Here is a 26,573-nt window from a genome sequence, read left to right on the forward strand (position 1 = left end):
AAGACACCCCCACATGGGGAGTATCTTCATTCAGCCGGAGCCCCGGCTTACTTTTTCAAGTAGATTGAGCGCAGCTCCGTAGGAGAAACGCCAGCATATTTCTTAAACTGTCTGTAGAAATAAGTAGAGTCCCAATAACCCACCTCGCCCGCTATTTCTGCCGTCTTTTTGTCCGAATATAACAGCAAATGAGTGGCACGCTCGATTCGGTACTGGTTCACATAATCAGAAAAGGTGGTACCGACCTCTTGCTGGAACAATTGGCCGAGGTAGTTCGGATGAAGCTCCAGCCTCTGACTGAGCGTCTTAAGTGACAGCTCATCCTGATAGTGATTTTTCACCACCTCCAGCACAGACATGATATGCGGGCTGTACGTTTTCTCGGCGGTATGATATGTATCCAGCGTGCGATGAACAACCTTTCTGACCAATTGTTTCAGTTTGCTGAGCGTATGAATTCTGGACAGGGGCCCGAAGATGTCCCCATAGTCAGGCGTTTTCTCCAGTTCCTTGGCGGCCAGCATAAGCTGGATCGCAGAATTGAAGAACGGTGTTCTCGGTAGACAGGGTTCCTTACCCTCAGCAATGAAGAATTCGTCGATGAACCGGTCCACCTCAGTACCTTCACCATCCCGCAGCAGCTTGTGAAACTGCTCCATCGCAGGCCCTGGCTTCTCTTGATACTCATTGGCAGCTTCTTCGTTCTCCACTTGCATAATGAAGGTATTACAATCCATAAACAAATGATTCTGAAGCCATAGCTTTACGGACTTGCAGCTCTTCGGAAAACCCAGATAGGTCGACTCGGATTGACCGATGATCCCCCATACACGTGCACCTGTATCCTCGGCGACCGCCTGCTTCATCCTGTTAAGTGCCTGAAGCTGCCACTCAGCACTGCCTTCCGTACCGGCTGAAACGAACAGCAGCATGATGTCTCCCTCCTGATCGGGAAAGCAGATAACACCGCAGCCATCCGGGAGGCCTTTGTTTCCGATCTGCTCACACTGCTCAGCAATTCCCGGCAGATACATCTGGGGATCATCCCCCTTGTCATCGCCTACAATTCGAAGAGAAGCCGCACAATATGTTGACTTGTTCATGGGAATCTCAAGCATCTGCGCACGCTCACGGAATTCTTTAGCGTCAATGGTCTCGTTCGCCCACCGCTGCAAAATATTGTTGCGCAGAATCCTCCAGCTCTGATCCATTTGAATCTGGCGCATCTCTTCGTGCTCCCAATCCCGCTGCATATGCTTGATGGTCGCTTCCAGTTCATCCATATTGACTGGCTTGAGCAGGTAGTTCTCGACGCCCAGCGAGATGCCCTCCCGCACATATTTGAATTCTTCGTAACCGCTCAAAATAATGAATTTGGTATATGGATTGCGCGCTTTAGTCTCCCGGATCAATTCAAGTCCGGTCATTTGTGGCATCATGATATCCGTAATAATCAGATCGACAGGAACCTCGTCCATCATTGCTAGCGCTTCCAACCCATTGCATGCCGTTCCGGCAATCTGCATGTTATTCTGATCCCAATCAATGATGGCTTGCATTCCTTTCACAATAAGCGGCTCATCATCGACCAACATTACACTTCTCATCCCATTTCCTCCCTTGTAACTGGAATGCTGATGGTCACCTCACATCCTTCGCCCTCCACACTGTTCAGGTGCAGTCCATAATCACTGCCATAATTCAGACGTATGCGGTCGTGCACGTTCTTAAGACCCAAAGATCGGTCAGATGTCTCAGCAGCTTCATCACCCTTATGCAACCCATGCTGCAGTTCAAGCAATCTCTCTGCGGACATCCCCTTTCCGTTATCCTTCACACGGATGTGAATCACGCCGTTCTCTTCTTCGGCTGTGATGGAGATCCGGTTATCCTCATCATTCGTACGAAAACCATGCACAATGTAATTCTCAATAATCGGCTGGACAAGCAACTTGACGACCATGCTTCCCGCCGCTGCATTCTCGATATGGGTCTCCACGTGCAGCTTGTCCTCATACCGATATTGGACCAAAGCCAGGTACATGCCGCACAGCTCTATTTCCTCCGCCAAAGTTACATGGGTCTGCTTTTTGATCAAATGACGGAACATCGTGGCGAGAATATAAATCATCTGCCCAACATCCCTGGCTCCCATACTGATGGCTTTCATGCGGATGCTTTCCAGCGTATTGTACAGAAAATGGGGATTGATCTGGGCTTGCAAAGCGACAAGCTGCGCGTTCTTTTGCTTGATCTCTGACACATATACCGTTTCTATGTAAGACTCCAGCCGATCACACATATGATTAAATCTCTGCGAAATCTGCTGCAGCTCATCTTCCCCCTCCATCTCGATACGTTTACTTAGATCCCCCTCCTGCCAGCGACGCATGTAAAGCACGAGTCTGTGAATTTTTTTGGAATAACGGCGGATGATGGTGAACGTCACCGCGATGCTAATCATGATGCACAGAATCACAATCCCAATGAGGCTGAAACGAATCGCCTGAAGGCTCTGTTTGATGTGCGACTCCGGAATAATAGAAGCCACGACCATGCCCGTATTCCCGATATTCAGCAGCTGCACCTTGGAGCGCTCCTCCAGATCCACCCAATCCTCCGGCAAATTCATCTTCCCCCAGTATGGGTAGACGGTGTTGTCATACTTGCCCTGCGAATCGAAAATCACCTCACCTTCCCCGGTCATCAGCATGATCCGACTGTTCTTGCCGCCCGGTCTGTCTCGAAGAAGCCCTTTGATACGGTCTGTATTCAGCTCAAACATAATTGCTCCGTACTGCTTCAATGTCACGGAGTCCTTGAGCACATTCGCGTAGCTATATGGAGTAGGCTCATCATCCATTTTCCCTTCGAAAAGCGGTTCGCTGCCCATGTACTGCCAAGGTGCACTCCTCAGCCGCTGGAACCAGTCCTGATGCCCTGCAGACAGCTTGGGATGATAGTAAAAGTGCTGGGTCTCCCGATTAAGAACATAGAAGAAATCCTGATCCGTGCTGTATAAGACGACATTTGCAATCGAAGCCTCATCCTTTAACAGCAGACGTAATTGATAATCGAAGTTCCCTCGCTCCGTGCGGTAGCTGTAAGCATATTGATTCAGACGCCAATTGAGAAAATCCTCGTATTCATGAGTCAAAAAATACTTCAGATCATCGCCGATCATGGCGTCGGTATAAATCTGCTGCACGGCACTATACAGCCGTTCGTACTGCTGATTCAGGTTGATGCTGACAATATCCAGCTCCTGCAAACTCGCATCCATTTGTTCCTGTACCACTCGCTGTTCATAGTAGCGGTAGGCCAATACCGCGATGCTGATGAACAACAGGACCATCACCATGGAATAAAACAGCAGAATTTTGTTGAACATTTTTTTCTTCAAGTAGTTCTTATACATGGTTCGTATCCTGGACATTCGCGCCTGAACACCTCCTCCAGACCCATTTCCAACTCAGTGTATCACCGTTTGGTTAAATTCGACAATCACCAGCGCATAGAACCAGTAATCCATATTATGATTTGTCAAAATTGAATGGAAGCGCTATAATGGGCGCATTCCCCTATAAAAGTTATGTAATACATACTCGCTTTGGATGCTCTCTATATATGAATCACTCCCCGATAAAATGAACTGGGGGTTTTTATGATGTTTCTTACTGAAAACAAACTACAAGCACGTATTCATGAATTATCCGAGCTCCGTTACCGGGATCGTCTGCCTTTAAATCATTTTCTCGCCTGCGAAGACCGCAGAGAAGAGATCAACCCGGTCCTGCCTGGAGACGATAGCCATTGGAAGCCTATGCATACAGGAGAAAGTTGGTCCGGTCGAGATCTCTATTTGTGGCTGCGTACAAAAGTCGAGTTCCCTGCCTCCTGGGAAGATAAACGGATTGTCGGACTGTTTGATTTTGGCGATACCGGGGGTGGTAACAATTCCGGCTTTGAATCACTGTTCTACTGGGATGGCAAGCCATTTCAAGGCGTAGATTCCAACCACAAGGAAGTGTTCTTTCCAGCCTCTGCCGCAGGCAGCACCAACGAGTTGGTCTTCCGCTTATGGTCCGGTCTGGAAGGTGGCGGTCAGCCCCGCAACCAGACGCATACGTTCAGACAAGCAGAACTGTGCTGGCTGGATGAAGCTGTTGATGATCTTGTATTTACAGGGTCAGCAATTCTGGAAACGGTCAACATTCTGGATGCCCATGCACCGGAACGCACAAAGCTGCTTCATGCACTCCAGCAGTCTTTCCGCCTGATCGATTGGTCGCAGCCTAAGTCCGATGTCTTCTATACTTCTGTGCATGACGCAAGGGATGACCTAAGCTCCCGATTGAATGCGATGGACAAGGCCTCTGATGTGACCGTTACTTGTATCGGCCATACTCATATTGACGTTGCCTGGCTGTGGCGGTTGAAGCACACGCGCGAGAAATGCGCCCGCTCCTTCTCTACGGTCATGCGTCTGATGGAGATGTTCCCGGAGTATGTTTTCCTTCAGACACAGCCGCAATTGTACGAATATGTGAAAGAGGACTACCCGGAACTGTACGAATCCATCAAGGAACGTGTCGCTGAAGGTCGCTGGGAAGCGGGCGGTGGCATGTGGCTGGAGGCTGACTGCAACCTGACCTCGGGTGAATCGCTGGTCCGACAATTGCTGATTGGCACTCGTTTTCTCAAAGAAGAATTCGGGACGGATTGCCGATATCTATGGTTGCCCGATGTTTTCGGCTACAGCTGGTCCTTGCCGCAAATTCTGAAAAAATCCGGCATTCATACGTTCATGACAACCAAAATCAGCTGGAACCAATACAACCGCATGCCATTCGATACATTCCACTGGCGCGGCATTGACGGCTCAGAGGTGCTGACCCACTTCATTACTACACCCGAGCCTTGGTCCGAGCCGGGTTCATGGTTCTATACCTATAACGGGAAAATCATTCCGAAGACGGTCAAGGGCATCTGGGATGCCTACCGTGATAAGGAGATGAACCAGAATCTGCTGCTGTCGTACGGATACGGAGACGGCGGAGGCGGAGTTAACCGCGAAATGCTGGAGATGAGACGTCGGCTGGATCAACTGCCCGGATTGCCCAAGGTCAAGACAGGACGCGCAGATGATTATTTTGAAAAACTGCAGGAGACGGTCGAGAAAACCGATTCGTACATCCATACTTGGGATGGTGAACTGTATCTGGAGTATCATCGCGGAACGTATACCAGTCAGGCGTACAACAAACGGATGAACCGCAAGCTTGAGCTGGCTTACCGCGAAGCGGAATGGCTGAATGCATTGCAAAGTATTGTGCATAATGACTGGAATCTGTATCAAGCGAAGTCTCTGACTGCGGGTTGGAAAATCATTTTGCGCAACCAGTTCCATGACATCATTCCCGGTTCCTCCATCACAGAGGTGTATGAGGATAGCAGAATTGAATATGCAGAAGCTGAGCAGATTGGCAGTCACGTGGACACGCAGGCTCGGATGGCTATCGCTTGCAGCGGAGAATCTCCGCATACGTACACCATTTGGAACTCTTCCCCATGGGTCGTTACAGAAATCGTGAGCATTCCTGCGGCATCAGGCGAATTGGAAACGGGAACTTGGCTGAGCGATTCCGGAGAGATCCTGAACGCTCAATACCAGGATGCACGTTGGTCCGTCGAGGTGAATAATATTCCTTCGCTGGGGTATACCACCATTCACTTCCAGAGCAGTACGGTAAACGCTATCCCTGAGCATTCGCCATTCATCCACTCAGCCAATGGAATTGAGACACCGTTCTATCTGCTTGAGTGGAATGAGAATGGGCAGTTGACACGCCTTTACGATAAAGAGTCACACCGTGAGGTGCTTGCCAAAGGCGCTAGAGGCAATGTGCTTCAGGTGTTCGAGGACAAACCACTTGCCCACGAGGCCTGGGATATTGATATCTTCTATCAGGAAGATATGCGAGAGATTACGAAATGCACCAGCATTGAAGTCGTAGAGACGGGGCCACTTCAGTCCGTGATCCGCTTCGCTTGGGAATACCTCGGCTCCACGATTACGCAGAACATGACTGTATATACCGGGCATCGACGAATCGATTACGCCACTGAGGTGGATTGGCATGAACAGCAGCAACTGCTGAAAGTTGCCTTCCCAGTCGGCATCCGCTCTACGGAAGCCACCTACGATATTCAGTTCGGTAACGTTAAACGGCCCACGCACTGGAACACAAGTTGGGATTGGGCGCGTTTCGAATCCGTTGGCCATCAATGGGCTGATCTGTCCGACAGAGGTTATGGCGTCAGTTTGCTGAATGATTCCAAGTACGGTTATGACATTAAAGACAACGTCATGCGGCTGACCCTGATCAAGAGCGCGACGCACCCTGATCCATATGCGGATCAGGGACTGCACAGCTTCACCTATGCTCTTCTTCCGCATCAGGGAGATTGGCTCGTTGGCGGAACCGTGCAGCAAGCCTGGCTTCTGAATGCTCCAGCTCGATATACACAGGGACAATCAGAGCAGCCAAGTCGCTCCATGTTCACCTTGTCCGGCAGCACAGCCATGATCTCGGCAGTTAAGAAGGCGGAGGATTCCAATCGTGTCATCGTACGCGTTCATGATTATTCCGGCAGCATGAATATGCTTGAACTGACAAGCGATCTACGGATTTACGCGTGGAGAGAATGCAATCTTATGGAAGTGCCGGAGGGCGAACTCCTGTATAATGCACCGATAACTTTTGCTCTTGAACCTTATGAAATCAAGACGTTTGAGATTGATCTGAGAGTATAATCCTATAACTGCAGCAGCTTAACCAAAGAAACCAGCAAGTCCCCAGATGATGGGCGACTTGCTGGTTTCTTCGTGTCGATCGTTAGGATAGGAGCTTTCTGGAGCGCTTATAAAGCATTCTGAACTGGAAGCAAGTTCGATGTACCATAATTGATGTTTATTTTACCGTCTCTAATGTATATCGATTGCGTGGAATCTCAAGACCCAGATTACCGCGCAATGTCTCATGCTCATACTCGGTACGGAACAGGCCGCGCTCTTGTAAGACAGGTACGACCAGATCCACGAAGTCCGCGAGTCCGTTCGGCACAACGGTACGAATGTTGAAACCGTCCGCAGCTCCGCCTTCGAACCACTCCTGAATCTGATCAGCGATCTGTTCCGGTGTACCGATGAAGGATGTGCGGGGCGTTGATGCAAGCAATGCCACTTGGCGGAGGGTCAGTCCCTGTTCTCGGGCCTGCTGCTTGATCTTGTCTGTTGTACTGCGGAAGCTGTTACTGCCCAAATCACCAATTTCCGGGAAAGGCTCATCTAACGGGAATTGGGAGAAGTCATAATGATCGAAGTAACGTCCCAAATAATTCAGTGCATGGTCAATATCGACCAACTCCGCGATTTCCTGATACTTGCGCTCCGCTTCTTCCTCCGTTCTGCCCACAATGGGACCGATGCCAGGGAAGATCAGGATATCTTCCGCCTTACGACCATAAGCCACCGCTCTTGCCTTCACATCCGAATAGAACTCCTGGGCTTCCTCCAACGTCTCGTGCCCCGTGTATATAGCATCGGCCGATCGGGCCGCCAGCTCCTTGCCGGATTCCGAAGAACCTGCCTGGAAAACGACAGGATGTCCCTGCTTCGAGCGTGCCACATTGAGTGGACCTTGGACAGAAAAGTGATCTCCCTTGTGGTTCAGCGTATGCAGTTTGGATGGGTCGAAGAAAACACCGTTCTCTTTATCCCCGATAAACGCGTCATCCTCCCAGGAATCCCACAGCCCTTTAACCACATTCAGATGTTCTTCTGCAATTTCGTAGCGCAGCGCGTGGTTCGGATGTTCACCTTTGCCAAAGTTCAGCGCCGAGCCTTCCAGAGGTGAAGTAACCACATTCCATCCGGCTCTCCCTCCGCTTAATTGATCCAACGAGGCAAATTGTCTTGCCACTGTGAATGGTTCACTATAGGAAGTAGACAATGTAGCAACCAACCCAATGTGGGAAGTTGCCCCAGCGAGTGCGGATAGAAGCGTCAGAGGTTCGAAGCGATTGAGAAAATGAGGATTGGACTTCTCGTTGATAAAGAGACCATCTGCAATAAAGAGCAGATCGAATTTCCCTTCCTCCGCCTTAATCGCCTGCTTCTTGTAGAAATCCAGATTTACGCTGGCATTGATCGGAATATCCGGGTGTCGCCAAAAAGAAATGCTATTTCCGACTCCATTCAAGTTTGCTCCCAATCTCAATCGTCGTTGTGACATATGAATTCCTCCCTATGGTGTGGTGATGAACAATTAATTCAGTCCGAGTACCTTTTTTCTCTGAGAGCCGTTTCTTCATTCCTCATTTCGTTATGCTTTTTGCGCCTGCATCTGCTGCTGCCATACCCAATCCCGGTTTATTCGCCTGGTTCCTTTCGCTTGCCCGGACTGTCCAGGCTGCTCCCAGAAGGACAATGCCTGTCAGGAGAAAAACAAAAGGAATCCCCGTCCATCCGCCGAGAAAACCGCCGAGTAACGGGCCGAGTACAATACCGAATTGATTCGCAGTCTGACTCAGACTGACAGCCCTCCCCCGGAAATCCCGGTCAGCATATTGGATGATTAACGCATTCAAGGCCGGATACACGGCAGCAAAGAACAGGCCATAGACAAATCGCAGACTTCCAAAATAAATGAGGTTAACCGCCGTTAGTTGCAGTAAACTGCCAATGCCACCGCCCAGCAGGCCGATAAACAGCGTTTTCTCGTATCCAATTTTTCCGCCAATTCTTCCCCAGCGCGGCCCCATGATTACCGTTGCCACGCCGATGGCCGAGAAAACGATTCCTGCACTAAGTGTTGCAGTATTGACATCTCCACCAATCTGGACCACATAAAGCGTCAGTACAGGTTCAATAATGAGCACGGAAGTTGAAACGAGCAAAATCAAACCATAGATCCGCATTAATCCCGGAGTGGAGGCTGCTTTTTTTAGATCACCCAGAATACTTGTGCGAACCACAGTGCGGGGACCGCGGGCTTCTTTTACCCATATCACCATCACAGCCGAGAGCAGCGTAATGATTCCCGAGGCGATAAAGCATCCGCGCAGCCCGATCCAATGGCTTAGTACTCCACCCACAAGTGGTCCCAGAATTCCTCCGGCAGCCGTGGATGTGGAGATGACACCAAGCGCATAACCTACATGCTTTTCCGGAGTATTGGTGCCAACCAACGTAATGGATGCAGGATTGAAGCCGGCCATGAGTCCCTGAAATATCCGCACAGCGATAAACGTGTAAGGATCATAAACGAAATAGTTAGCCAGGTGAGCAATGGCGAGACCAACGCCTGAACGAATCAGCATCAGTTTGCTGCCGTATCTGTCAGCCAGCGATCCCCAGAAGGGAGCACATAGTCCGCTAATCAGAAAGCTAATCGAGATCGAAATGCCGGACCAGACTTCCAATCCACTCTGAATACCGAGATCATTTTGCAGAAACAGCGGAAAGAACGGCACAGACAAGGTGTAAGCCATATGATTGAAAAATAGGCCAAACCACAGAATATATAGATTTCGCTTCCAATGCGGCATCTTGGCATTCTCCATACTATATAATTCCTATATAAAAAGTAGGTTATTATCCATATTAGGATACCGTAACTGGAAAGTATAATAGAAAAGTTCAATAGACCCATTCAAGAATTAAATGAATGGATCTGTTATATGCTGCTTTTTTGACAGTAACGATTACTGCACTTGAACGGACATGAATACATCCACCTCATCTTCACTGTCCAAAACAAACCCAAAGCGTTCATACAATCGCCGAGCCGGACTGCCCTGCAACACATTTAAAATAACACGTTTGCCCCGGACGTCATCCCGTTTCAACAGCATATCCAGCACTTGGGTCCCTATTTTCTGACCTTGATAATCGGGATGTATGTAGAAATGTTCCAGCAGCATCTCCTCCAACTTGGGCTTCAACGCTACACACCCCACCCGTGCACCGTCGACTTCGATCATCCACGTGTGGACTGGGTCGAATGTATGACGGAAACGTTCACGTACCTTCACCTCGTCGTACCTTCCCAACCTGTGTAGATCATCATATAGAACCAGGGCACGCAGCTCTGCAAGGTGCTCCTGATCTGCCTGCTTGGCTTGACGCATGGTTATTTGGATCATTGTAAAGGCTCCTTTTATGCATTAATTTATTCTGAACTCGTGCTCCTACGTTCTATCTTCCTCATCCTTTTCTTCTATACATTTCTGAATAAATTCAAATAATCCCTTAGCCTCAACCGAACGATGTCCCCAATCATGCCAAAAGTACAACACCTGTCCTACCGTTCCCGCACTGGATGGGTCAGTGTCCAGACATAGATAATCCCCACCACCATTTTCCGCGATCGGAATCCATTTGCTACTCCACAGTACTGGCTTAATGGCATCATCCTCAATCTCGGGCTCCATCTCGTCCGGGTCGAATTCTTCCTGCAAAAAGGCCCAGTTCTCCTTCACCTGATCCAGAGGTGACAACGTCAGGTTACGAACAAAGGAATCTACGCCAACATTCCAGGCTTGTCCGTTATGCACACGATAGAGAGCCTTCATCTCCTCAGGCAAGGTCACACCAAGTTCGTTTTCTACGGATCGAAAATCTTCATCGCTCACACCAGGTTGAAGATTGAGCGCTGCTTCAACGTCTGCATTTGCACCCGTCCCTTTTTCAATAATACGTTGCCACAGCAGCTCTGCTTGCTTGATCATTCTACATCCTCCTTCTTGTGCGCTTTATAGTCGCCTCATCCGTTCATACAGAAAGTCTATACTTCACGCTTCTCCCCAGATATAGATGATGCGCTGATAATCATGATAATCCTTATCTTTCAACAGTACGATAAGAGGTCTGAAAAATACAAGGGAGCTTATGCCCATCTTGCCAAATAGCCTTGTCCACCAAAGAAAAAAAAGCACTGCCCAACGGATCACTCCGTCTTGGACAATGCTCAATATAGTTGTGCTTTGAAAGGAAACATCCTTCTCGATTACGGATTACATCTCTTTCAGAATACCTTTGACCAGCCCAATGAAGGTTGTTTTCACTTTTGCCGCGACTTCAATGACTTCATCATGACTTAACGGCTGATCCAGTATGCCGCAAGCCATATTGGTCAGACAGGAAATGCCCAGCACCTTCATGCCGCCATGAATGGCTACAATCGCTTCAGGTACCGTCGACATCCCCACAGCATCTGCACCCATTGTACGAATCATACGAATCTCGGCTGGAGTCTCATACGCCGGACCACTCCACCATGCATACACCCCTTGCTGCAAACCAACATTCTGCTCCTCCGCTACCTTCAGGGCGATACTGCGAAGTTCGCGATTATATACCTGTGATACGTCCGGGAAACGCACACCCAGCTCAGCATTATTCGGCCCCATCAGCGGATTATTGCCTACCAGATTGATATGATCGGTAATCAACATAAGCTGTCCGGGTTCAAAGCTGGTATTAATTGCTCCACAAGCATTGGTGATGATCAACTGCTCGACACCCAGTGCTTTCATAATCCGGACAGGGAACGTGACTTCATCCAGCGTAAACCCTTCATAATAATGAAGACGTCCTTTCATCGCTACGACAGTCTTGCCCATCAGCTCTCCGATGACCAATTCGTTGGCATGACCAATCGCCTCGGATTGAGCAAAATAAGGAATGTCCGTATATGGAATGACGGTAGCATTCTCGATCTCGTCCGCGAGCGCTCCCAGCCCTGATCCGAGAATCATGCCCACGACAGGTTTGTCATTAATACGGTTTAATATGTAATCTCTGGCTTCCTGAATATGTGCGGATTGATGCATAAATATATTCCCCCTGAATATCTGAGTTTGGATTAAATAAGTACTATAAACCAAGTGTAATGAACAATAGCGATCATGTAAATGGGAGCCGGATAAAGAGATATTCGTTTCGGATCACGAAAAGCTCCCCCACCTTCTGACTCAATCAATATTCAAGCTATTCATGCTTCAACTGTACACAAAAAACCGATCCTCTGTCGAGAATCGGTTCTACTATTAAAATACGGATAAGGTATTCCGAATGACATGTAATGATATGCTGGCTTACTGCTGCTCCAGCGAATGCTGATTTTTGCTTTTCATGAAATCCATTCCCATGCTCAGCAGCAGCATCAGTGAAGCAAACATCACGGATTTACCAATAGTTCTTTCTGGAAAGATTATATAGGCAGCTAGAAAATTGCCTGCGAAGACAAACAGGTAATTGCGGATGCGATCCATCTTCTCATCTCATTTCGGAATCAAATTTAGAATTCACTATATCTGCTGCTTTACTCTATCACATTATTCCATATTAATCCATAACACCACTTATCTTTCTCGCTCAATCCCCTCATAGACAGCCTCGCAAAGTTCCGTTGTGAACCTGCCCGACATGCCCTCCAGAGCTGTATTGGTAAACGCGACAACGCTCAGTTCTTCTGTTGGATCAACAAACCACGAGTGACCATAGGTTCCTCCCATACGCCACGTTCCAGCAGACTCCGGTGTACCTGCTTCTACCGGATCTTTCAGCACCGTGAATCCCAGACCAAATCCTCTGCCTGGCCAATAAGGCATATCCAGATCGCCAATCTGATTAGTCATCATTTCGGTGACCAGCGCTTTAGGAAGCAGCGAACCTCCACCTTGACGCAGCGTTTCGAGCAATACCAGAAAGTCTCCCGCACTTCCTATCATGCCCGCACCACCCGAAAGGTAGGCCGATGGATCAAGGTATCTATCTGGAGCGAGTTGGAAGCCCGCCGTTCCTTCAATAAAAGGAACCTGGTCTTCATCACGCAAGCGACGAGGTTGCCCCGAACTGTCGGAACTGTCCGCATAGGCAGCCGTCATTCTCATCGAATCCACAGCGACAAAATCCGTATCCTTCATGCCTAGTGGATGAGTCACGAGCAGTTGTACTGCCTCTCGCAGTGTCAGCCCGGTCACTTTCTCAATAACTGCACCGAGTACATCAGTTGCAATCGAATATCTCCACATCTTCCCGGGCTCATACAGCAGTGGAGCAGAAGCAATCCTCTGCAAATTCTCTTCCAGCGTAATGCCAGCGATATCCATTCCATCTGATACTCTGGCAAGTTCGTATGTTCCCCCGTTCTCCTGAAAAAAACGATACGTTAACCCCGCCGTATGTGTCATCAGATGATGAACCGTCATAGAGGCAACTTCCCCATTTGGCTGTTTGGGACGGAATTCTGGCAGCCATTTCATAACCGGGTCATCCAGCTTTAATTTACCCTGAGATATCAATACCATGGCGGCGGTGGATACAATCGGCTTGGTTACAGAAGCATACCTGAACAGTGCATTTTCTTGCATGCGTCTGTTCTGTTCCCGATCGGCGAGCCCATCTGCGCTGGTATAGACCACCTCCCCTTTCCACGCAATCTGAACAACGGAACCTACAATTCTTTTTTCTGCCAACGTACGGTGAATCACTTCTTCCACAAATGCAGGGTTAAACCTCATATCTTTGTCTCTCATTTCACTCTTCTCCTCCATATGTCACGTGCTTGATTATTTAAAGTAAGTGTGCTTATTATATAAATGATCTCATCTGTATTACATAAGACAACCAAGTTATCCGCTTTAATCTGCGATGAATATAAAGGCATTTACAAAACATTTCCTATAATTTAAAAGGAGGCCATCTTATGGACCAAACCGATACTAATATCCTCTTTCATTTGCAAAATCAGGCAAGGCTGTCCATGACGGAACTGGGTAAGCTGGTCGGTTTATCTCAACCCGCCGTAACGGAACGCGTGAAGCGCTTGGAAGAAAGCGGCGTAATCGAGGAGTACCGTACCATCATTTCCCCGCAGAAAATAGGGAGATCGAGCACTTCCTATGTTCTTTTTCGCACACGGGATTGTCATGCCTTTCTTGATTTCTGCCGTTCGTCACCCGAAGTGGTCGAATGCCATCGCGTCAGTGGAGAACATAATTACCTGTTGAAAATCATGACGGATTCGATTGCTGGTCTTGAAGCATTTGGGGACCGATGCGATCAATACGGTACTTACACCACCCTCGTCGCGATGTCCTCACCTATTGCAACCAAAAATCTCATCGAAGGAACGAATCCGGTGTAAATGTTTCATCGATCATCGGTCCTTAACCTGCCTTGGGAAACCATGTTTACTGGCGGACCAGGCGACGAGTAAGGCCATAACGATCAACAGGATCAGGGAAATCGGCAGGAAACGAGCGCCTGTCTGGTTCAGAAGGATGGCTCCGACGATCCCTCCCCCTCCGATCCCCAGGTTCCATGCTGTCACCAGCATGGATTGGGCAACATCGGCACTTTGGCCGCCCGCCTGCGCAATTGCAGTCTGTAATAACGTAGCCGCCCCTCCAAATGTAAGCCCCCAGGCCACTACTCCCAGAATGATCATCATCGGTTGATGGATAAAGATCCCCATCGCCAGCGAGGCCAGCGCAAATAGAACAAGGCTAACCAGAATCAATAATCTCATGTAACGATCAATCAACAGCCCAATAATCCAAATACCAATTACCGAAGTCACTCCAAAGATCATCAGAACCAGATCTACCCGTTCGGACAGCATCGTCTCGCCCAGATAAGGTGAGATATACGTGTACAGAATGTTATGGGCCAGTACCCAGGTCAGAACAACAAACAATATGGGACGAACCCCTGGTATAACAAAAATCCGATGAAGCGCAATCTGATGACGTGCAGGCTCTCCCTCATAGTCAGGTACTTTCCAGAGCACCCACAATACAAGCACTACCGTCAATAATGAGACTGTTCCAAAAATAAGACGCCATCCTGCGTAATTGCCCAAAAAGGTACCCAAGGGAACGCCCAATGCAAGCGCGAGCGGTGTGCCTACCATAGCGACAGCCATCGCTTTTCCCTTTAACGAGTCTGAAACCATCCGGCGCGCATAACCCGCAGTCATTCCCCACAACACTCCAGCAGATACGCCCGCCATGAAGCGTGCAGCAAGGGTCAAACCATATACCGAGGATACGGCCGTAATCGTGTTGAAAATTAGAAAACCGAAGATGCATAATAGCAGCAGCGGCCTGCGTCTCCATCCACGAGTTGCTGTCGTCAGGGGAATTGCCGCCAGAAGAGATCCCACCGCATATAAAGTGACGAGCTGTCCAGCCAAACCTTCCCCGATCTCCAGATCTTGTGCTATCTGCGGCAGCAGCCCCGCCGGCAGGCTTTCTGTAAGAATGCATATAAATCCCGCCATGGCCAAAGCGAGCAGAGCTGACCAGGGGAGGCGTTCTTTTGCCAATGTGTTCTGGTTCACGAAGACTCTCCTTTATCCTTTAATTTGGTATAGTCCAAAAGGGTGTGGCCTACAAAATAAGCTTATAAAATCGGACCCACATTTGGCATACATAATCAACGGCAGATCAATCGTTATAGGAGGATAATCCATTTAATTTCGGTGTTTCACTTCGAATTTCAATGTAAACGCTATTAAACAGTTATCATCGCATGCTGGATCATGAAAGAGGATGGAAGAATAACGAAGGGAACATCGAAGATGATTGATAGCATTTCTGTTACTCGCTAGAATGATAAGATAATACATAGGCTTTGACTCCAATGCCTTTAAACACACACTCCAATCGGCTACATAGAGAGGGATATGCCAATGTACAATCTTACATCCATTGAGCACCACACCAGGCTGCCCTCTAACGGCAACCCGTTCACTCATACCGAAGGACAACTATTGTTGCTGCTGGAGGATGGAGAGATCTGTCTGACTGTGAATCGTCAGCATCGCGATCTTAAGGCAGGATATTTTATTTTTCTCCAGGATGGCAGGCAGCTGCAGATGCGGCAGACTTCCGCAGATCCATTACGCATTATCGCGTTGGAGATCGAGGGGCAAATCTCGCATGTAGAGGAGGCCGAAGAGACTCTTGTTCTGCCTCCCCTTTTTGAGCATAACCGTGTGGGTATTCTCCAATCCCATGAACGCGAGTTAATAAAAGAGCTGCATATTCTCTGGCAGGACCATAATCATTGGCAGCGGATTCGTATCCAAGGACAATTTCTGCAATGGGTCGCAGATGTAGGAGAGCGGCTTGAAGCCACCTCCGATTATGACTCGGCCAGTCTTGTACTGGACGCGCTGCGTTACATGGAGCAGAACTATCCGACGCAGATTACTCGCCAACAGCTTGCTGAACGGGCAGGTTTCTCCGAGGGGTACTACTCCCGTTTTTTCAAGAAAAACGTGGGTAAAAGTCCGCAGGAATATCTGACCGACATTCGAATGCATCACGCCAAACGGCTACTCACAAGGCAACAAAGCTCCATACAGGATGTAGCCGCCCAAGTGGGTTATAACAACCCGTTATACTTCAGTCGCATATTCAAAAAAACCGTGGGCCTCTCGCCCACCGTCTATATTCATTCGAATCCACGTCAGTTCAGGGTGGCCGCTCTGAATAATCAATATACAGGGCATCTGCTGGCACTGGGACTTGAGCCTTGCGCCGCAACGGGTCCTTCTTTCAAAGCGGTAACCTCATTGCTGGATGATACCCTTTTTATGAAGGCCTATGAAGGTGAAGCGCCCGATTCAACTACACTGTTCCGGGCTGAACCGGATCTGATTCTGACCAGTGAATATACACACGATACACATGTTCAGCAGCTGCACCAGATAGCGCCTACACGGACGATTGCTTTTCAATCCCAGGACTGGCGCAGTCAGTTTCTTGAGATTGCCGAGGCTACCGGACAAAATCAACAAGCTTACAGCTGGCTGGATGAATATGATGAGAAATCCCATCAGGCTGCAGCCCATCTTCGTCAGCAGATCGGTTCTGCTTCCATCGTGTCATTACTCGTTCGAAGTCAGGATTGTTTTGTGGCCGGCTACCGCCATATGGGTGCGGTCCTGTATCAGGATCTGCAATTGTGCACTCCCTCCCTGATCCATGAACAGCAGAGCCATTATATTGCTGAGGATTGGAAGATGGACGATCTGGACGCCGATTACATCATGCTGGTGTTCCACCCTTCGGTCAGTGAGGCCGAGCGGCAGAGATGGTTGAACTCACCCTGGTGGAAAGGGCGAGAAGCGGTGAAGAGGGGGCGGGTTTATTTGGATCAGATGAATTATGTACTCGGCAGCTATAATGCCTTCTCGCATGATCTGTTATTACGGGAAATTCCCGCGCGCCTTCGGTCACAATCATGCATGTGAATGGTTCCTTTTGTGCCTCGACGCACGGAATCTTCTCTCCTATACTAGTAATTGAGAATGATAATCAGTAAAGGGGAACATGCACATAATGAATACAGATCGAAGTAACCAACGAGGATTTAAACCCCATTTGAAGGCAGGCATCCTACTAATGCTGCTGCTTATTCTGGTCGCCGGGTGCGCCAAGGCCGAACAGACCTCTACGGGAGAATCCACTTCCGCAGCCAGTGAGTCTACAGAGAGCAGCAGTAGTACTCCATCGTCGGATAGTGAAGCAACCAGTACGGTGACACGCACCGTTGAAGGTATTAAAGGTCCTGTTGATATTCCTGCTGAACCCAAGCGGATCGCTGGCTTGACCTATGCGTATGCCGATCACCTCGTGGCATTGGGCATGAAACCATATGCCATGGTGACCCAAGTCGGTCAGGAGATGCCTGCCTATCTGAAGGACAAGCTCGAAGGCGTCGTACCGCTTGGTTCTGTCAATGAATTCAACAAGGAAGCACTTCTGGACACAGAGCCGGATCTCATTCTGTCCAATGAGGTACTTGTTGATGAATACGACGCGATCAGTGCCATTGGACCGGTCTATATGAGCAGTTACTTCAGCAATTCGCTTGAATGGTTCAAGGACACAGCCAAAGTATTAGGCAAAGAAAAAGAGGCAGACGAAATCGTGAGTCAGCTGTATCAAAAGGCGAAGGATCTGGGCACCAAGGTTGCTGCCAGCGATGCCGCAGATGATACCATTCTGATTTTTCGTTTGACTGATAAGCAGATTCAGGTATTTGCCCCAAGTGACAAATCACCCGATGCCTTCTATTCTCCGAACCTGCTGTACGATATCGCCGGACTCCATGCACCTGATCTTGCCAAAGCAGGCATCGTAATGAATGAAGTTATTGAAAATGTGTCGCTCGAATTGCTGCCCGAACTGAATCCGGATCGTATTTTCATGATCATCTCCGGCAGTGAAGCAGATAACGAACAAGCGCTCACCAAGCTGCGTGACAATGCGGTCTGGAAAGGCTTGAAGGCTGTGAAGAGAAACCAGGTTTACCTGGTGGACAACACGGTCTGGGTAGCTGGATTTGGACCGATTGCCTACGGTCAGGTTCTGGATGAAGTAGAACAAGCTTTGCTTGGAAACTAATTTTATTTTACTTTTAAGTACGATAGGTCTGTCGGAGATAACAAGCCAGCTGCAAATGGAGCATATGCTCCTGGTTATTCAGGGACATGCCTAGAATCTCTTCGATTTTATGAATCCGCTGATATAGTGTATTGATGTGAATATGAAGGGCGGTTGCAGCCTGAACTGCCGATCCTCCGCAAGCCATGTACGTCATCAGTGTTTCCTCAAGTCCGCCGGCCTGCCCTTTGGCAGGCCTCAGCGGCTCAAATACCTCCGCGATAAAAGCACTCAGATCCTCAGCAGATTGCCGAATAAACAGACGATTTACGCCGATGTCTGTATAACGGATCATACCCTTTTCTCCCCTGGTCTTCTGATACGCAAGTGCCTTATCCGCTTCCTGATAGCCCGTATTAATTGCATCCACTCCAGACCTTACAGAACTTAATCCTCCAAACAGTTTTACGTGGTTTCGACTCTCCCAACCAGGTAAAAAAGAGCTCAGCTGTTGTTCCAGCATGCCCGGCTTGTTCGATTCATTTATCATAAGCAGCACGGTAACCCTTCTCTCGTTGCCAAAGGCAATAGGCAGCGTTCCCGTGGGCATTTTCTCCCTCAAGTACGAAATCAGTTGAACAGATAACACACTAAGCGTCGAAGGATTGACCTGATCCGCGAACTCCATCAAACCCACGACAATGGATGTTGAAGGACCTATCCCGATCTCTCCAGATTTATTCCAATAATCCTCTGAAGCCTGACTAAGTCTCAAGTCGTTGAACAACTGCTGGGTTTTCTTGAAATAAAACTCGGCTAACGACTGCTTGCGCATCAATTCAAGTGCCAGTATGGAGCTCCCCTGTTCCAGTGCGACGAGTTGCAAAGGTTCCAGTAAAGTATTCATCTGAATGATGAGATAACCGAGACATTGATTGGCCGAAGCGATTGGATATAAATATTGATGGGCCTGCTCGTCCTCACCCTTGATCCATGTTAGATAGTCCGGGTGCTGCAACGATTCGTACAAGCTGCGCAGCTTTTCAACACTCCAGCCATGGATAACCTTGCCCCGTTTCGGGGTCCATTCATTGTCAATAAAATCCACAAAGGTAAGCGCCACGCCAATGACACGAGTCAATTCACTTACGATGGAGACGGCTCCCTTATTTTGCAGTGACAGGCGCATGAGTGAGGAATGGATTTCGTCCCGCTTGATAAGTGTCTCATTTTGTCTGCTCAGGCTCTCGTACAGCTTGGCATTCGTAATCGCGATCGAAACCTGATCGGCAAAGCTTTGCAGGAGCCTTACATCCGACTCGGTGAATATAGGTACTTTCCCTTTTTGATATACGATGAGAACACAATCCGGCTGACCTTCCACCTTGATGGGGACTGAGATGATCGAACCTATATTTTGAAAATCGTACGCTGAATTCAGATGATATTTATTCTCCAATGTCATGTTACCAAAGTCGTCTTCCACGTTGGAAAGACTGTTGTAGAGCTTGGGTGTACCTCGTTTGAACGTGCTCCCGATAATCCCTTCACCCGGCTTCAGCTTCATTCTCAGCATACCCTCGCCCATCTCCCCTGCTCTGGCCTTGACCGTTAACGCATCGATCGCAGGATCATATCTCCATAGAACACCAATGCATTCATAAGGAATAACCGATAGAGCACTTACAAGAATCCGGCCCAGCAACTCATTCAAATCGAGCAGTTGAGTCACATCCCGAATGCTGTTCATAATTTCATTCAATGCTCGTTCATGCTTGCTCGCCACAGCCTCCGAATAGTACGGGTATAACAGAGACGACAGTGTAACTAAATCTTCCGCAGAATATTCCCAACTCTTAAACAAGCGAATAGCCACACATATATTGTTGTTATATGGAAGAAAAACTAACATACCGTCTTTTGATTCTTGATCTACCTTAGGATGTTGAAGTGGCAGGATTTCAGTGAATCTTGGCGGTGTACTTTCCCTGCTACCCACTACCTCAATCAGAACCCAATCCGCCCAATTACTGCTGCTCCATACCTCATAATCGCAGTCTCCCAAACGTTCTCGCAAAATTTCATGTAAGATTCCATTCAACATTGCCGCCCCCAAGTCAATGTAGGTTTTCACATCATCATACGGATAATTATACAGAGATATACATTGTGTTGAAACCCTTCATCCTGTAACTTTAAACCAACAAAGAATTTTATATGACAATCAATGAGAAAGAAGGTAACACAATGTCCAAAATCATGCAAAGCAAACACTTCAAGTACATTGTTCTCGTTCTCTTGTTTCTTGGCTGGTGCCTCGGCAATCTGGATCGTTTCGTGATTAACTATGCCATCGTTGGTATTACGCAAGACCTGGGGCTGAGCGCTTCTGCACAAGGGGTCATCCTTAGTAGCTTTTTTCTCGGGTATGCCATCATGCAAATTCCAGGCGGAGCACTTGCTGACCGTTTTGGCTATCGGAAAGTCATTCTCGTCTCCCTGTTCTCCTGGTCTGTGTTCACCATTCTGACCGGCTCCGCCTGGTCCTTGTTCTCTCTCATCTTTGTACGTTTTCTCTTTGGTATTGGCGAAGGCAGCTTCTTTCCATCCGGCTCCAAAGCCATCGCGACCAACTTTCCCGTCAATCAAAGGAGTGGAGCCATGTCCATCATGCTGGCATCCGGAGCCATTATGGGCGTAGTCACTCCACTTGTTACCGGGCCCGCGCTTGTCTCTATTGGCTGGCGAAACTTGTTCTATATCATTGGTGCTGTGGGCATTTTCATTACAGCTCTGATGTTCTTCCTGTTAAAAGAGCCTGCTGTCAAATCCAAGCTTGCGGATGGAACCTCAGGCCAACAACCTAAAATGTCGCTAAAAGCCGTCCTAAAAACGCCCATGATCTGGAATCTGTTCATCAGCTATTTCAGTATCTATGCGGTGAACTGGGGACTTCAATCCTGGATGCCGACCTATATGGTCAATGTCAGAGGCCTGGATATGACGCAGATGGGCGTGCTCGCCGCCATTCCGGCTTTGGTCAGCATTTTCACCATGCTCCTCAGTGGATACGTGCTTGACCGAATTCCGGCAGGCAAAGATCGCATCATTGCTTCCGTATTCGGTGTACTGGTTGCGGTGTTCCTTTATCTCATGAGTCATTCCGGTACGATTACAACCTTCATTACGTACATGACCATCGTCACAGTTATGGCTGGATTCATCTCCACACTGATCATTTCGAAGTCGCTCAAAACGATGCCCGAATCCGTGGTCGCTACCGCCAATGGATTCATTAACACAGGTGCTCAGCTTGCAGGTTTTCTGACCCCCATGTTGATCGGATTTCTGGTTCAGGCTTCCGGAGGATCTTATGCTACAGCCTTCATCATGCTGATTGGCTTTGCCTTGATCTGTTCCATCACCCTGATGTTCTCCCGTCGTACTAATTCGGATCAAGATACCACGCCAGAGGTGCAGGCCACAGCCGTTTAGAGATACGGGTATAGCGCTATAATGTCGCTTCGTCAATCGTCTGTCGCTTATATCAACAACACAACAACTATACAAAAAAGAGGTGCCCATTCTTATGACTACAACCCTAAATTTAACCCAATATATATCCAATGTTATTGAAGGAAAAAGTGCACTGTTTACCGATGCCAGTGATCGTATCTGGGAATTCGCAGAGACACGTTTCGATGAGTTTCAATCGGCAGAACTGCTTATGGAGCTATTGGAATCCGAAGGTTTCACGATTGAGCGTGGGGTAGCCGGTCTAGAGACTGGATTTATCGCCTCCTATGGTACAGGCCTGCCTGTTATTGCTCTATTAGGTGAATATGATGCACTGGCCGACCTTAGCCAGGAAGCTGGAATCAGTACCTATCATCCGGTTCAGCCCCGCGGAAATGGTCATGGCTGCGGGCACAATCTGCTCGGGATTGGTGCTTTGGCTGCGGCGGTGGCGGTCAAGGATTATCTGGTTGAGCACCCGGAGACACAAGGAACGATTCGTTTTTACGGTTGTCCTGCAGAGGAAAGCGGATATGGCAAAACGTATCTGGCTCGCGAAGGTTATTTCAAAGATGTGGATGCAGCACTCTCGTGGCACCCTCATTCCTTGAATGCAGTGATGCACGGAAGCTCCAATGCCGTCATTCACGGAACGTTCACCTTCAAAGGCATTAGTGCTCATGCCGCCGCGGCTCCTCATCTGGGACGAAGTGCTCTTGATGCTGTGGAACTGATGAACATTGGTTCAAATTATATGCGGGAGCACATGATTGATCAGGCGAGAATCCATTACGCGATTACCAATTCAGGCGGTTTTGCCCCTAATGTCGTTCAGGCTGAAGCGGAGGTCACCTATCTTGTTCGTGCTCCCAAAACTGCACAGGTCCGCAGTTTGTTTGAACGTCTGGTGAAAGTGGCCGAAGGGGCCGCCCTGATGACAGAAACAGCAATGGACTTTAAATATGAAGGGGCATGCGCCAATCTGATTCCGAATAGTACGCTTGAGAAAGTAATGCATCGGCATCTCGTTGCCTGCGGCGCACCCGAATATGAAGAGAAAGAATACAGCTATGCCAAAGCCATCTATGACACGCTGCCCCTGCAAAATCAGCAGGAAGCCGGAGCAATGGTGGGACCTGAGCTTGCCCCTCTTCTGGCTGAGCGGCCACTGCCTAACTTTATCGCTCCCTATTCAGATGAAAAGGAGACATTCATGGGTGGCTCAACAGATGTAGCGGATGTAAGCTGGAATGTACCGACTGCGCAGTGCATCACGTCCACGATGGCCTTTGGCACGCCGCTACACGCCTGGCAGACCGTAGCTCAAGGTAAGAGCACTTATGCACATAAAGGTATGCTTCTAGCGGCGAAAGCAATGGCAGCTACGGCCATCGAATCCATTCTTCACCCGGAGATCGTGAAAGAGGCGAAACAGGAGTTGCAGGACAGACTCGGTGGTGAAGTCTACGACTGTCTTGTTCCGACAGATGTACATCCTCCGCAGCGAGGAGAATGAGCAGGTGAGGTTCAAAGACGTTTTTTCCATTATCGGTCCAGCCATGGTTGGACCTTCAAGCTCCCACACCGCAGGAGCAGCTCGCATCGGACGCACGGCGCGACAATTATTCGGAGAATGTCCCTCCCATGCGGAGATTATCATGTTCGGTTCCTTTGCCGCTACCTATAAAGGACATGGAACAGACACCGCGATTGTTGGCGGCCTTCTCGATATGGACACCGATGATCCCGGATTGCCTGAAGCATTCGCTCACGCAGAAACCGCTGGGATGGAAATCATCATTCGTCCGGGTAAAGGTCTGTATCCACATCCGAACACAGCCGAGCTTGTTCTGACTAATGCCGCAGGAGAACGCACATTGGATATCGTGGGTACCTCCATTGGTGGAGGAAATATTGAGATTGTGCGCATCAACGGGTACAACCTGAAGCTGACTGCCCTCTATCCCACACTCATCATTCGTCACAGCGACGAGCCGGGTGTAATTGCAGTCGTCACAAGATTACTGGTGGACAATCACATCAATATTGGTCATATGTCGGTTGATCGAAAAAACCGGCGCGGCGAAGCGATGATGGTAATGGAGTGTGATGGCAGAATAGATCCTGCCGTGATCAAGGGGATTGAGTCCATCCCTGAAGTACAGGAGGTTAACCTGCTCTGTCTGTAGCTTCAGTTACAGATAACCAAGTACGAATTCGTCTGTACTGAATTTTAATAAAAGGAGCACACATCGATGAACTTCCGAACGTTAAAACAACTTGCCGAATTGGCAGAGAGCCGCGAGCTTTCCCTCGGCCAGCTTATGCTGGAGGAACAGTGTCAGGAGTCGGGCGAAGATATGGGCGTCGTGTTCGAGCAGATGCAGGAATACTATACTATTATGAAAAGCGCCGTCCATCAGGGGCTGCACACCGATACGACATCCAAAAGCGGACTCACCGGAGGCGATGCCCGGAAGTTAATGACATACCGTTCGGATGGACAGTCCTTGCTTGGTGATCATGCCAGCCTATCCATGAGTTACGCGCTGGCAGTGTCGGAGGTAAATGCTTCGATGGGGCGGATCATAGCTACGCCGACAGCAGGCTCCTGCGGTATTATCCCCGGCGTATTCATCAGCAGTCAGGAACGTTTTGGCTGGACAGATGAGCAGATGGTCTATGGTTTGTTTGCATCCGGAGCGATCGGTTATGTCATAGCCAACAATTCATTTATCTCCGGTGCGGAAGGGGGGTGTCAGGCCGAAGTGGGATCTGCGATCGGCATGGCAGCCGGTGCGCTGGTAGATATTCGGGGTGGCTCCCCTTCCCAGGCGATTCATGCCGTGGGGTTAGCCCTGAAAAATACGCTTGGCCTGATCTGTGACCCGGTAGCAGGATTGGTTGAGATTCCATGTATCGTTCGCAACGGCTTCGGCGCAATTACCGCTCTGGGAGCAGCAGATATGGCTCTTGCGGGAGTCCGCAGTATTATTCCTTCGGATGAAGTCGTTCAAGTCATGCTGGAAGTTGGATCGGCGATGCCGGAATCCTTACGAGAAACGGCAGGTGGCGGTCTCGCCCAGACCCCGACAGGACGCAAAATTACTAGAGATTTGCAGCATAAATAAAAAACAGGCATGTGGTTTACATGGAGGTAGAAGGAAGGCCCTCAAGGTAAATGCATGCCTGTTTATGTTTATAATTTCTCATTTTAATGTATAGCCCCCGAGATAGGTTTCCATCAGTTCATTAGAGAGCTGAATAGCTTCGGAACGATTCGTTGCGGGCATGGAGAGCATAAGCCCATCTTCGGAGCTCCAGCTTCTACTGCGCTGCTCTCCGCTTGAATCCTCCTCCGAAATGGCGATGGTGAGTTTGGTGAATGCACGATCTACGAATAGTGTTCCGTACACGAAGATATCCGTTTTCTCATTTTCATCAATGATGTATTCCATCAATCCGTATCCTTTATGAAAACGAATTTCGAGCCCCTTTTGATCTTCGGGTACAGGGAAAGACTCACCTTCAATATCAATAGTTCCTCTGAATATGTAATCACCCGAGGTCGTTAGATAACGCTTGCCATCCATGTTGATATGAACCTTTTGCTCCGGTTCCCTGTTGTCTTCTCCCAGCCGATATTTTACAGCCACACCATCAAGATGGATCGTTCTGGGCAGAAACAAAAGAACCACACTGATCACAATCATCAATACCCAGATGGCAAGCACGATCGAAATGATTTTTTTCTTCATGGCCCATCTCCTCAATTTATCGGTCTACAACTCTTGAAGATATACAGTCTCTTCCTGAACTTCATTCCATTGAATATGGACAGGGATGGGAAAGTCTTCATTTTCTCCCCTCCCTATCAAAGATGGCACATGAATTAATTACAAATTATAACATATAAACTACTCGCATAACTTTTTCAAAGTATTCCGTTTGTTCTTTATTCCGGCACTGAATCAGGCCTATGCTTACAGATGTTTCAAAACTCTCGACTGGAATTTGTACTACATATTGCCTAACAAAAAAAACCGGCCACCTCGTGACCGATTCAATTCGCTCCTGGGGGAGCGTTGGATATATGTGCGAATGAAAGAAATTATGATTGCTACTCCTTAATGATAGTCCAGAAGGCTCCTTCGGCTGTAACTGCTGATCGAACACAAAAAGCCAGCTTTTGCTTCATGTACCTATGAAATTGTCCGGTTACAACTTGTCCACCTGTAATAATGTTACTGGCTTCACCGTACAAGCTGGACTAATCTGCTCCTCAGTCAGTATGTTCAGTTTGATCAGGCTTTTCAGCTTATGACTGTCCACCTTGGATAGCAGTCGCCAGATGTCTGGATCAGGAAGAGATGCGTACAGCTTCTGATCATCATATTCCTTGCGGTGCTGAAGCACCGTTTTCACGGCGTATCCACCAACTTGCGTCTCATAGACGCCCTGCTCCTCACAATACCCGACAATCTCATCTCGTAACACAGATAGACGCTGTTCAATTTCTTTTTGCTGCTTTTTTAATTCAAAATAGGTTTGCACCTTCTGTTCCATACCCATCACGCTCCTCTATACAT

At 48.5% G+C, this 26,573-nt stretch carries 21 protein-coding genes; 8 read left to right on the forward strand and 13 right to left on the reverse strand.

Annotation, left to right across the window (positions count from 1 at the left end; translation table 11 throughout):
* Positions 1-47: 47 nt before the first annotated feature.
* On the reverse strand, positions 48-1,607 hold the full coding sequence (locus BMY78_RS23790; RefSeq protein WP_090903846.1) for a response regulator transcription factor: 1,560 nt from the start codon (positions 1,605-1,607) through the stop codon (positions 48-50).
* The gene (locus BMY78_RS23795) at positions 1,604-3,436 is read right to left on the reverse strand and encodes a cache domain-containing sensor histidine kinase (RefSeq protein ID WP_090903847.1); all 1,833 of its coding nucleotides are present in this window, start codon (positions 3,434-3,436) and stop codon (positions 1,604-1,606) included. The genes BMY78_RS23790 and BMY78_RS23795 overlap by 4 nt, the downstream gene beginning before the upstream one ends.
* Before the next feature lie 231 nt (positions 3,437-3,667).
* On the opposite strand from BMY78_RS23795, the gene BMY78_RS23800 reads away from it, so the two are divergent.
* Positions 3,668-6,817 carry an alpha-mannosidase gene (locus BMY78_RS23800; protein ID WP_090903848.1) on the forward strand — a complete coding sequence of 1,050 codons (3,150 nt, stop codon included), beginning with the start codon at positions 3,668-3,670 and terminating at the stop codon, positions 6,815-6,817.
* Positions 6,818-6,974: 157 nt separating this feature from the next.
* Here the strand turns inward: BMY78_RS23800 and BMY78_RS23805 are convergent, their stop codons facing one another.
* The 7 genes from BMY78_RS23805 to BMY78_RS23835 all read right to left on the reverse strand — a co-directional run bounded on the left by BMY78_RS23805 (position 6,975) and on the right by BMY78_RS23835 (position 13,605).
* On the reverse strand, positions 6,975-8,297 hold the full coding sequence (locus BMY78_RS23805; RefSeq protein WP_090903849.1) for an LLM class flavin-dependent oxidoreductase: 1,323 nt from the start codon (positions 8,295-8,297) through the stop codon (positions 6,975-6,977).
* Positions 8,298-8,379: 82 nt separating this feature from the next.
* A complete protein-coding gene (locus BMY78_RS23810; protein ID WP_256222351.1) occupies positions 8,380-9,627 on the reverse strand; it encodes an MFS transporter in 1,248 nt (415 codons plus the stop codon).
* A 141-nt stretch (positions 9,628-9,768) separates the two neighbouring features.
* Positions 9,769-10,209: a GNAT family N-acetyltransferase gene (locus BMY78_RS23815; protein WP_090903850.1), complete on the reverse strand. Its 441-nt coding sequence runs from the start codon at positions 10,207-10,209 to the stop codon at positions 9,769-9,771.
* Between the two features lie 45 nt (positions 10,210-10,254).
* On the reverse strand, positions 10,255-10,794 hold the full coding sequence (locus tag BMY78_RS23820; RefSeq protein WP_090903851.1) for an SMI1/KNR4 family protein: 540 nt from the start codon (positions 10,792-10,794) through the stop codon (positions 10,255-10,257).
* A 285-nt stretch (positions 10,795-11,079) separates the two neighbouring features.
* Complete coding sequence (locus BMY78_RS23830; RefSeq protein ID WP_079697326.1) at positions 11,080-11,898, reverse strand: purine-nucleoside phosphorylase; 819 nt, start codon at positions 11,896-11,898, stop codon at positions 11,080-11,082.
* A gap of 264 nt (positions 11,899-12,162) precedes the next feature.
* On the reverse strand, positions 12,163-12,339 hold the full coding sequence (locus tag BMY78_RS32955; RefSeq protein ID WP_177185853.1) for a hypothetical protein: 177 nt from the start codon (positions 12,337-12,339) through the stop codon (positions 12,163-12,165).
* 90 nt (positions 12,340-12,429) lie between these two features.
* Complete coding sequence (locus BMY78_RS23835; RefSeq protein WP_090903853.1) at positions 12,430-13,605, reverse strand: serine hydrolase domain-containing protein; 1,176 nt, start codon at positions 13,603-13,605, stop codon at positions 12,430-12,432.
* Positions 13,606-13,775: 170 nt separating this feature from the next.
* On the opposite strand from BMY78_RS23835, the gene BMY78_RS23840 reads away from it, so the two are divergent.
* Positions 13,776-14,216, forward strand: a complete 441-nt coding sequence (locus BMY78_RS23840) for an Lrp/AsnC family transcriptional regulator (RefSeq protein ID WP_090903854.1) — start codon at positions 13,776-13,778, stop codon at positions 14,214-14,216.
* 12 nt (positions 14,217-14,228) lie between these two features.
* Here BMY78_RS23840 and BMY78_RS23845 read toward each other — a convergent pair whose 3' ends face one another.
* Entirely contained in the window at positions 14,229-15,353 is a 1,125-nt protein-coding gene (locus BMY78_RS23845; protein WP_090904018.1) for an MFS transporter, read from the reverse strand.
* Positions 15,354-15,764: 411 nt separating this feature from the next.
* Here BMY78_RS23845 and BMY78_RS23850 point away from each other — a divergent pair, with 411 nt between their 5' ends.
* Together BMY78_RS23850 and BMY78_RS23855 are read left to right on the forward strand one after the other, a co-directional pair.
* The gene (locus BMY78_RS23850; RefSeq protein WP_177185854.1) at positions 15,765-17,333 is read left to right on the forward strand and encodes a helix-turn-helix domain-containing protein; all 1,569 of its coding nucleotides are present in this window, start codon (positions 15,765-15,767) and stop codon (positions 17,331-17,333) included.
* Positions 17,334-17,421: 88 nt separating this feature from the next.
* Positions 17,422-18,489, forward strand: a complete 1,068-nt coding sequence (locus BMY78_RS23855) for an ABC transporter substrate-binding protein (RefSeq protein WP_177185855.1) — start codon at positions 17,422-17,424, stop codon at positions 18,487-18,489.
* A gap of 13 nt (positions 18,490-18,502) precedes the next feature.
* Here BMY78_RS23855 and BMY78_RS23860 read toward each other — a convergent pair whose 3' ends face one another.
* Entirely contained in the window at positions 18,503-20,572 is a 2,070-nt protein-coding gene (locus BMY78_RS23860) for a helix-turn-helix domain-containing protein (RefSeq protein ID WP_090903857.1), read from the reverse strand.
* A gap of 143 nt (positions 20,573-20,715) precedes the next feature.
* Here BMY78_RS23860 and BMY78_RS23865 point away from each other — a divergent pair, with 143 nt between their 5' ends.
* From BMY78_RS23865 to sdaAA, 4 genes are all read left to right on the forward strand, one after another.
* Positions 20,716-21,963 (forward strand): MFS transporter, encoded by a 1,248-nt coding sequence (locus tag BMY78_RS23865; RefSeq protein ID WP_256222352.1) that lies wholly within the window; start codon positions 20,716-20,718, stop codon positions 21,961-21,963.
* Between the two features lie 94 nt (positions 21,964-22,057).
* On the forward strand, positions 22,058-23,500 hold the full coding sequence (locus BMY78_RS23870; RefSeq protein ID WP_090903858.1) for a M20 family metallopeptidase: 1,443 nt from the start codon (positions 22,058-22,060) through the stop codon (positions 23,498-23,500).
* A 4-nt stretch (positions 23,501-23,504) separates the two neighbouring features.
* A complete protein-coding gene (sdaAB, locus tag BMY78_RS23875) occupies positions 23,505-24,173 on the forward strand; it encodes an L-serine ammonia-lyase, iron-sulfur-dependent subunit beta (protein WP_090903859.1) in 669 nt (222 codons plus the stop codon).
* 66 nt (positions 24,174-24,239) lie between these two features.
* Entirely contained in the window at positions 24,240-25,115 is an 876-nt protein-coding gene (sdaAA, locus tag BMY78_RS23880; protein ID WP_090903860.1) for an L-serine ammonia-lyase, iron-sulfur-dependent, subunit alpha, read from the forward strand.
* Positions 25,116-25,193: 78 nt separating this feature from the next.
* On the opposite strand, the gene BMY78_RS23885 is transcribed toward sdaAA, so the two are convergent.
* Both BMY78_RS23885 and BMY78_RS23890 read right to left on the reverse strand, forming a co-directional pair.
* Positions 25,194-25,742: a hypothetical protein gene (locus tag BMY78_RS23885; protein WP_090903861.1), complete on the reverse strand. Its 549-nt coding sequence runs from the start codon at positions 25,740-25,742 to the stop codon at positions 25,194-25,196.
* A gap of 460 nt (positions 25,743-26,202) precedes the next feature.
* Positions 26,203-26,556, reverse strand: a complete 354-nt coding sequence (locus tag BMY78_RS23890) for a hypothetical protein (protein ID WP_090903862.1) — start codon at positions 26,554-26,556, stop codon at positions 26,203-26,205.
* Positions 26,557-26,573 lie beyond the last annotated feature (17 nt).

This window comes from Paenibacillus sp. OK076 (assembly GCF_900110055.1).
In the GTDB taxonomy this organism is placed as follows: domain Bacteria; phylum Bacillota; class Bacilli; order Paenibacillales; family Paenibacillaceae; genus Paenibacillus.

Excerpts from the sequence above, each read along its gene's own strand:
- BMY78_RS23850 (WP_177185854.1), top strand. The coding sequence starts at position 15,765 with ATGTACAATCTTACATCCATTGAGCACCACACCAGGCTGCCCTCTAAC.
- BMY78_RS23820 (WP_090903851.1), bottom strand. The coding sequence starts at position 10,794 with ATGATCAAGCAAGCAGAGCTGCTGTGGCAACGTATTATTGAAAAAGGG.
- sdaAA (WP_090903860.1), top strand. The coding sequence starts at position 24,240 with ATGAACTTCCGAACGTTAAAACAACTTGCCGAATTGGCAGAGAGCCGC.
- BMY78_RS23860 (WP_090903857.1), bottom strand. The coding sequence starts at position 20,572 with ATGTTGAATGGAATCTTACATGAAATTTTGCGAGAACGTTTGGGAGAC.
- BMY78_RS32955 (WP_177185853.1), bottom strand. The coding sequence starts at position 12,339 with ATGGATCGCATCCGCAATTACCTGTTTGTCTTCGCAGGCAATTTTCTA.
- BMY78_RS23885 (WP_090903861.1), bottom strand. The coding sequence starts at position 25,742 with ATGAAGAAAAAAATCATTTCGATCGTGCTTGCCATCTGGGTATTGATG.
- BMY78_RS23815 (WP_090903850.1), bottom strand. The coding sequence starts at position 10,209 with ATGATCCAAATAACCATGCGTCAAGCCAAGCAGGCAGATCAGGAGCAC.
- BMY78_RS23830 (WP_079697326.1), bottom strand. The coding sequence starts at position 11,898 with ATGCATCAATCCGCACATATTCAGGAAGCCAGAGATTACATATTAAAC.
- BMY78_RS23810 (WP_256222351.1), bottom strand. The coding sequence starts at position 9,627 with ATGGAGAATGCCAAGATGCCGCATTGGAAGCGAAATCTATATATTCTG.
- BMY78_RS23840 (WP_090903854.1), top strand. The coding sequence starts at position 13,776 with ATGGACCAAACCGATACTAATATCCTCTTTCATTTGCAAAATCAGGCA.
- BMY78_RS23870 (WP_090903858.1), top strand. The coding sequence starts at position 22,058 with ATGACTACAACCCTAAATTTAACCCAATATATATCCAATGTTATTGAA.
- BMY78_RS23790 (WP_090903846.1), bottom strand. The coding sequence starts at position 1,607 with ATGAGAAGTGTAATGTTGGTCGATGATGAGCCGCTTATTGTGAAAGGA.
- BMY78_RS23890 (WP_090903862.1), bottom strand. The coding sequence starts at position 26,556 with ATGGGTATGGAACAGAAGGTGCAAACCTATTTTGAATTAAAAAAGCAG.
- BMY78_RS23845 (WP_090904018.1), bottom strand. The coding sequence starts at position 15,353 with ATGGCGGGATTTATATGCATTCTTACAGAAAGCCTGCCGGCGGGGCTG.
- BMY78_RS23855 (WP_177185855.1), top strand. The coding sequence starts at position 17,422 with ATGAATACAGATCGAAGTAACCAACGAGGATTTAAACCCCATTTGAAG.
- BMY78_RS23800 (WP_090903848.1), top strand. The coding sequence starts at position 3,668 with ATGTTTCTTACTGAAAACAAACTACAAGCACGTATTCATGAATTATCC.
- BMY78_RS23795 (WP_090903847.1), bottom strand. The coding sequence starts at position 3,436 with ATGTCCAGGATACGAACCATGTATAAGAACTACTTGAAGAAAAAAATG.
- BMY78_RS23865 (WP_256222352.1), top strand. The coding sequence starts at position 20,716 with ATGTCCAAAATCATGCAAAGCAAACACTTCAAGTACATTGTTCTCGTT.
- BMY78_RS23805 (WP_090903849.1), bottom strand. The coding sequence starts at position 8,297 with ATGTCACAACGACGATTGAGATTGGGAGCAAACTTGAATGGAGTCGGA.
- BMY78_RS23835 (WP_090903853.1), bottom strand. The coding sequence starts at position 13,605 with ATGAGAGACAAAGATATGAGGTTTAACCCTGCATTTGTGGAAGAAGTG.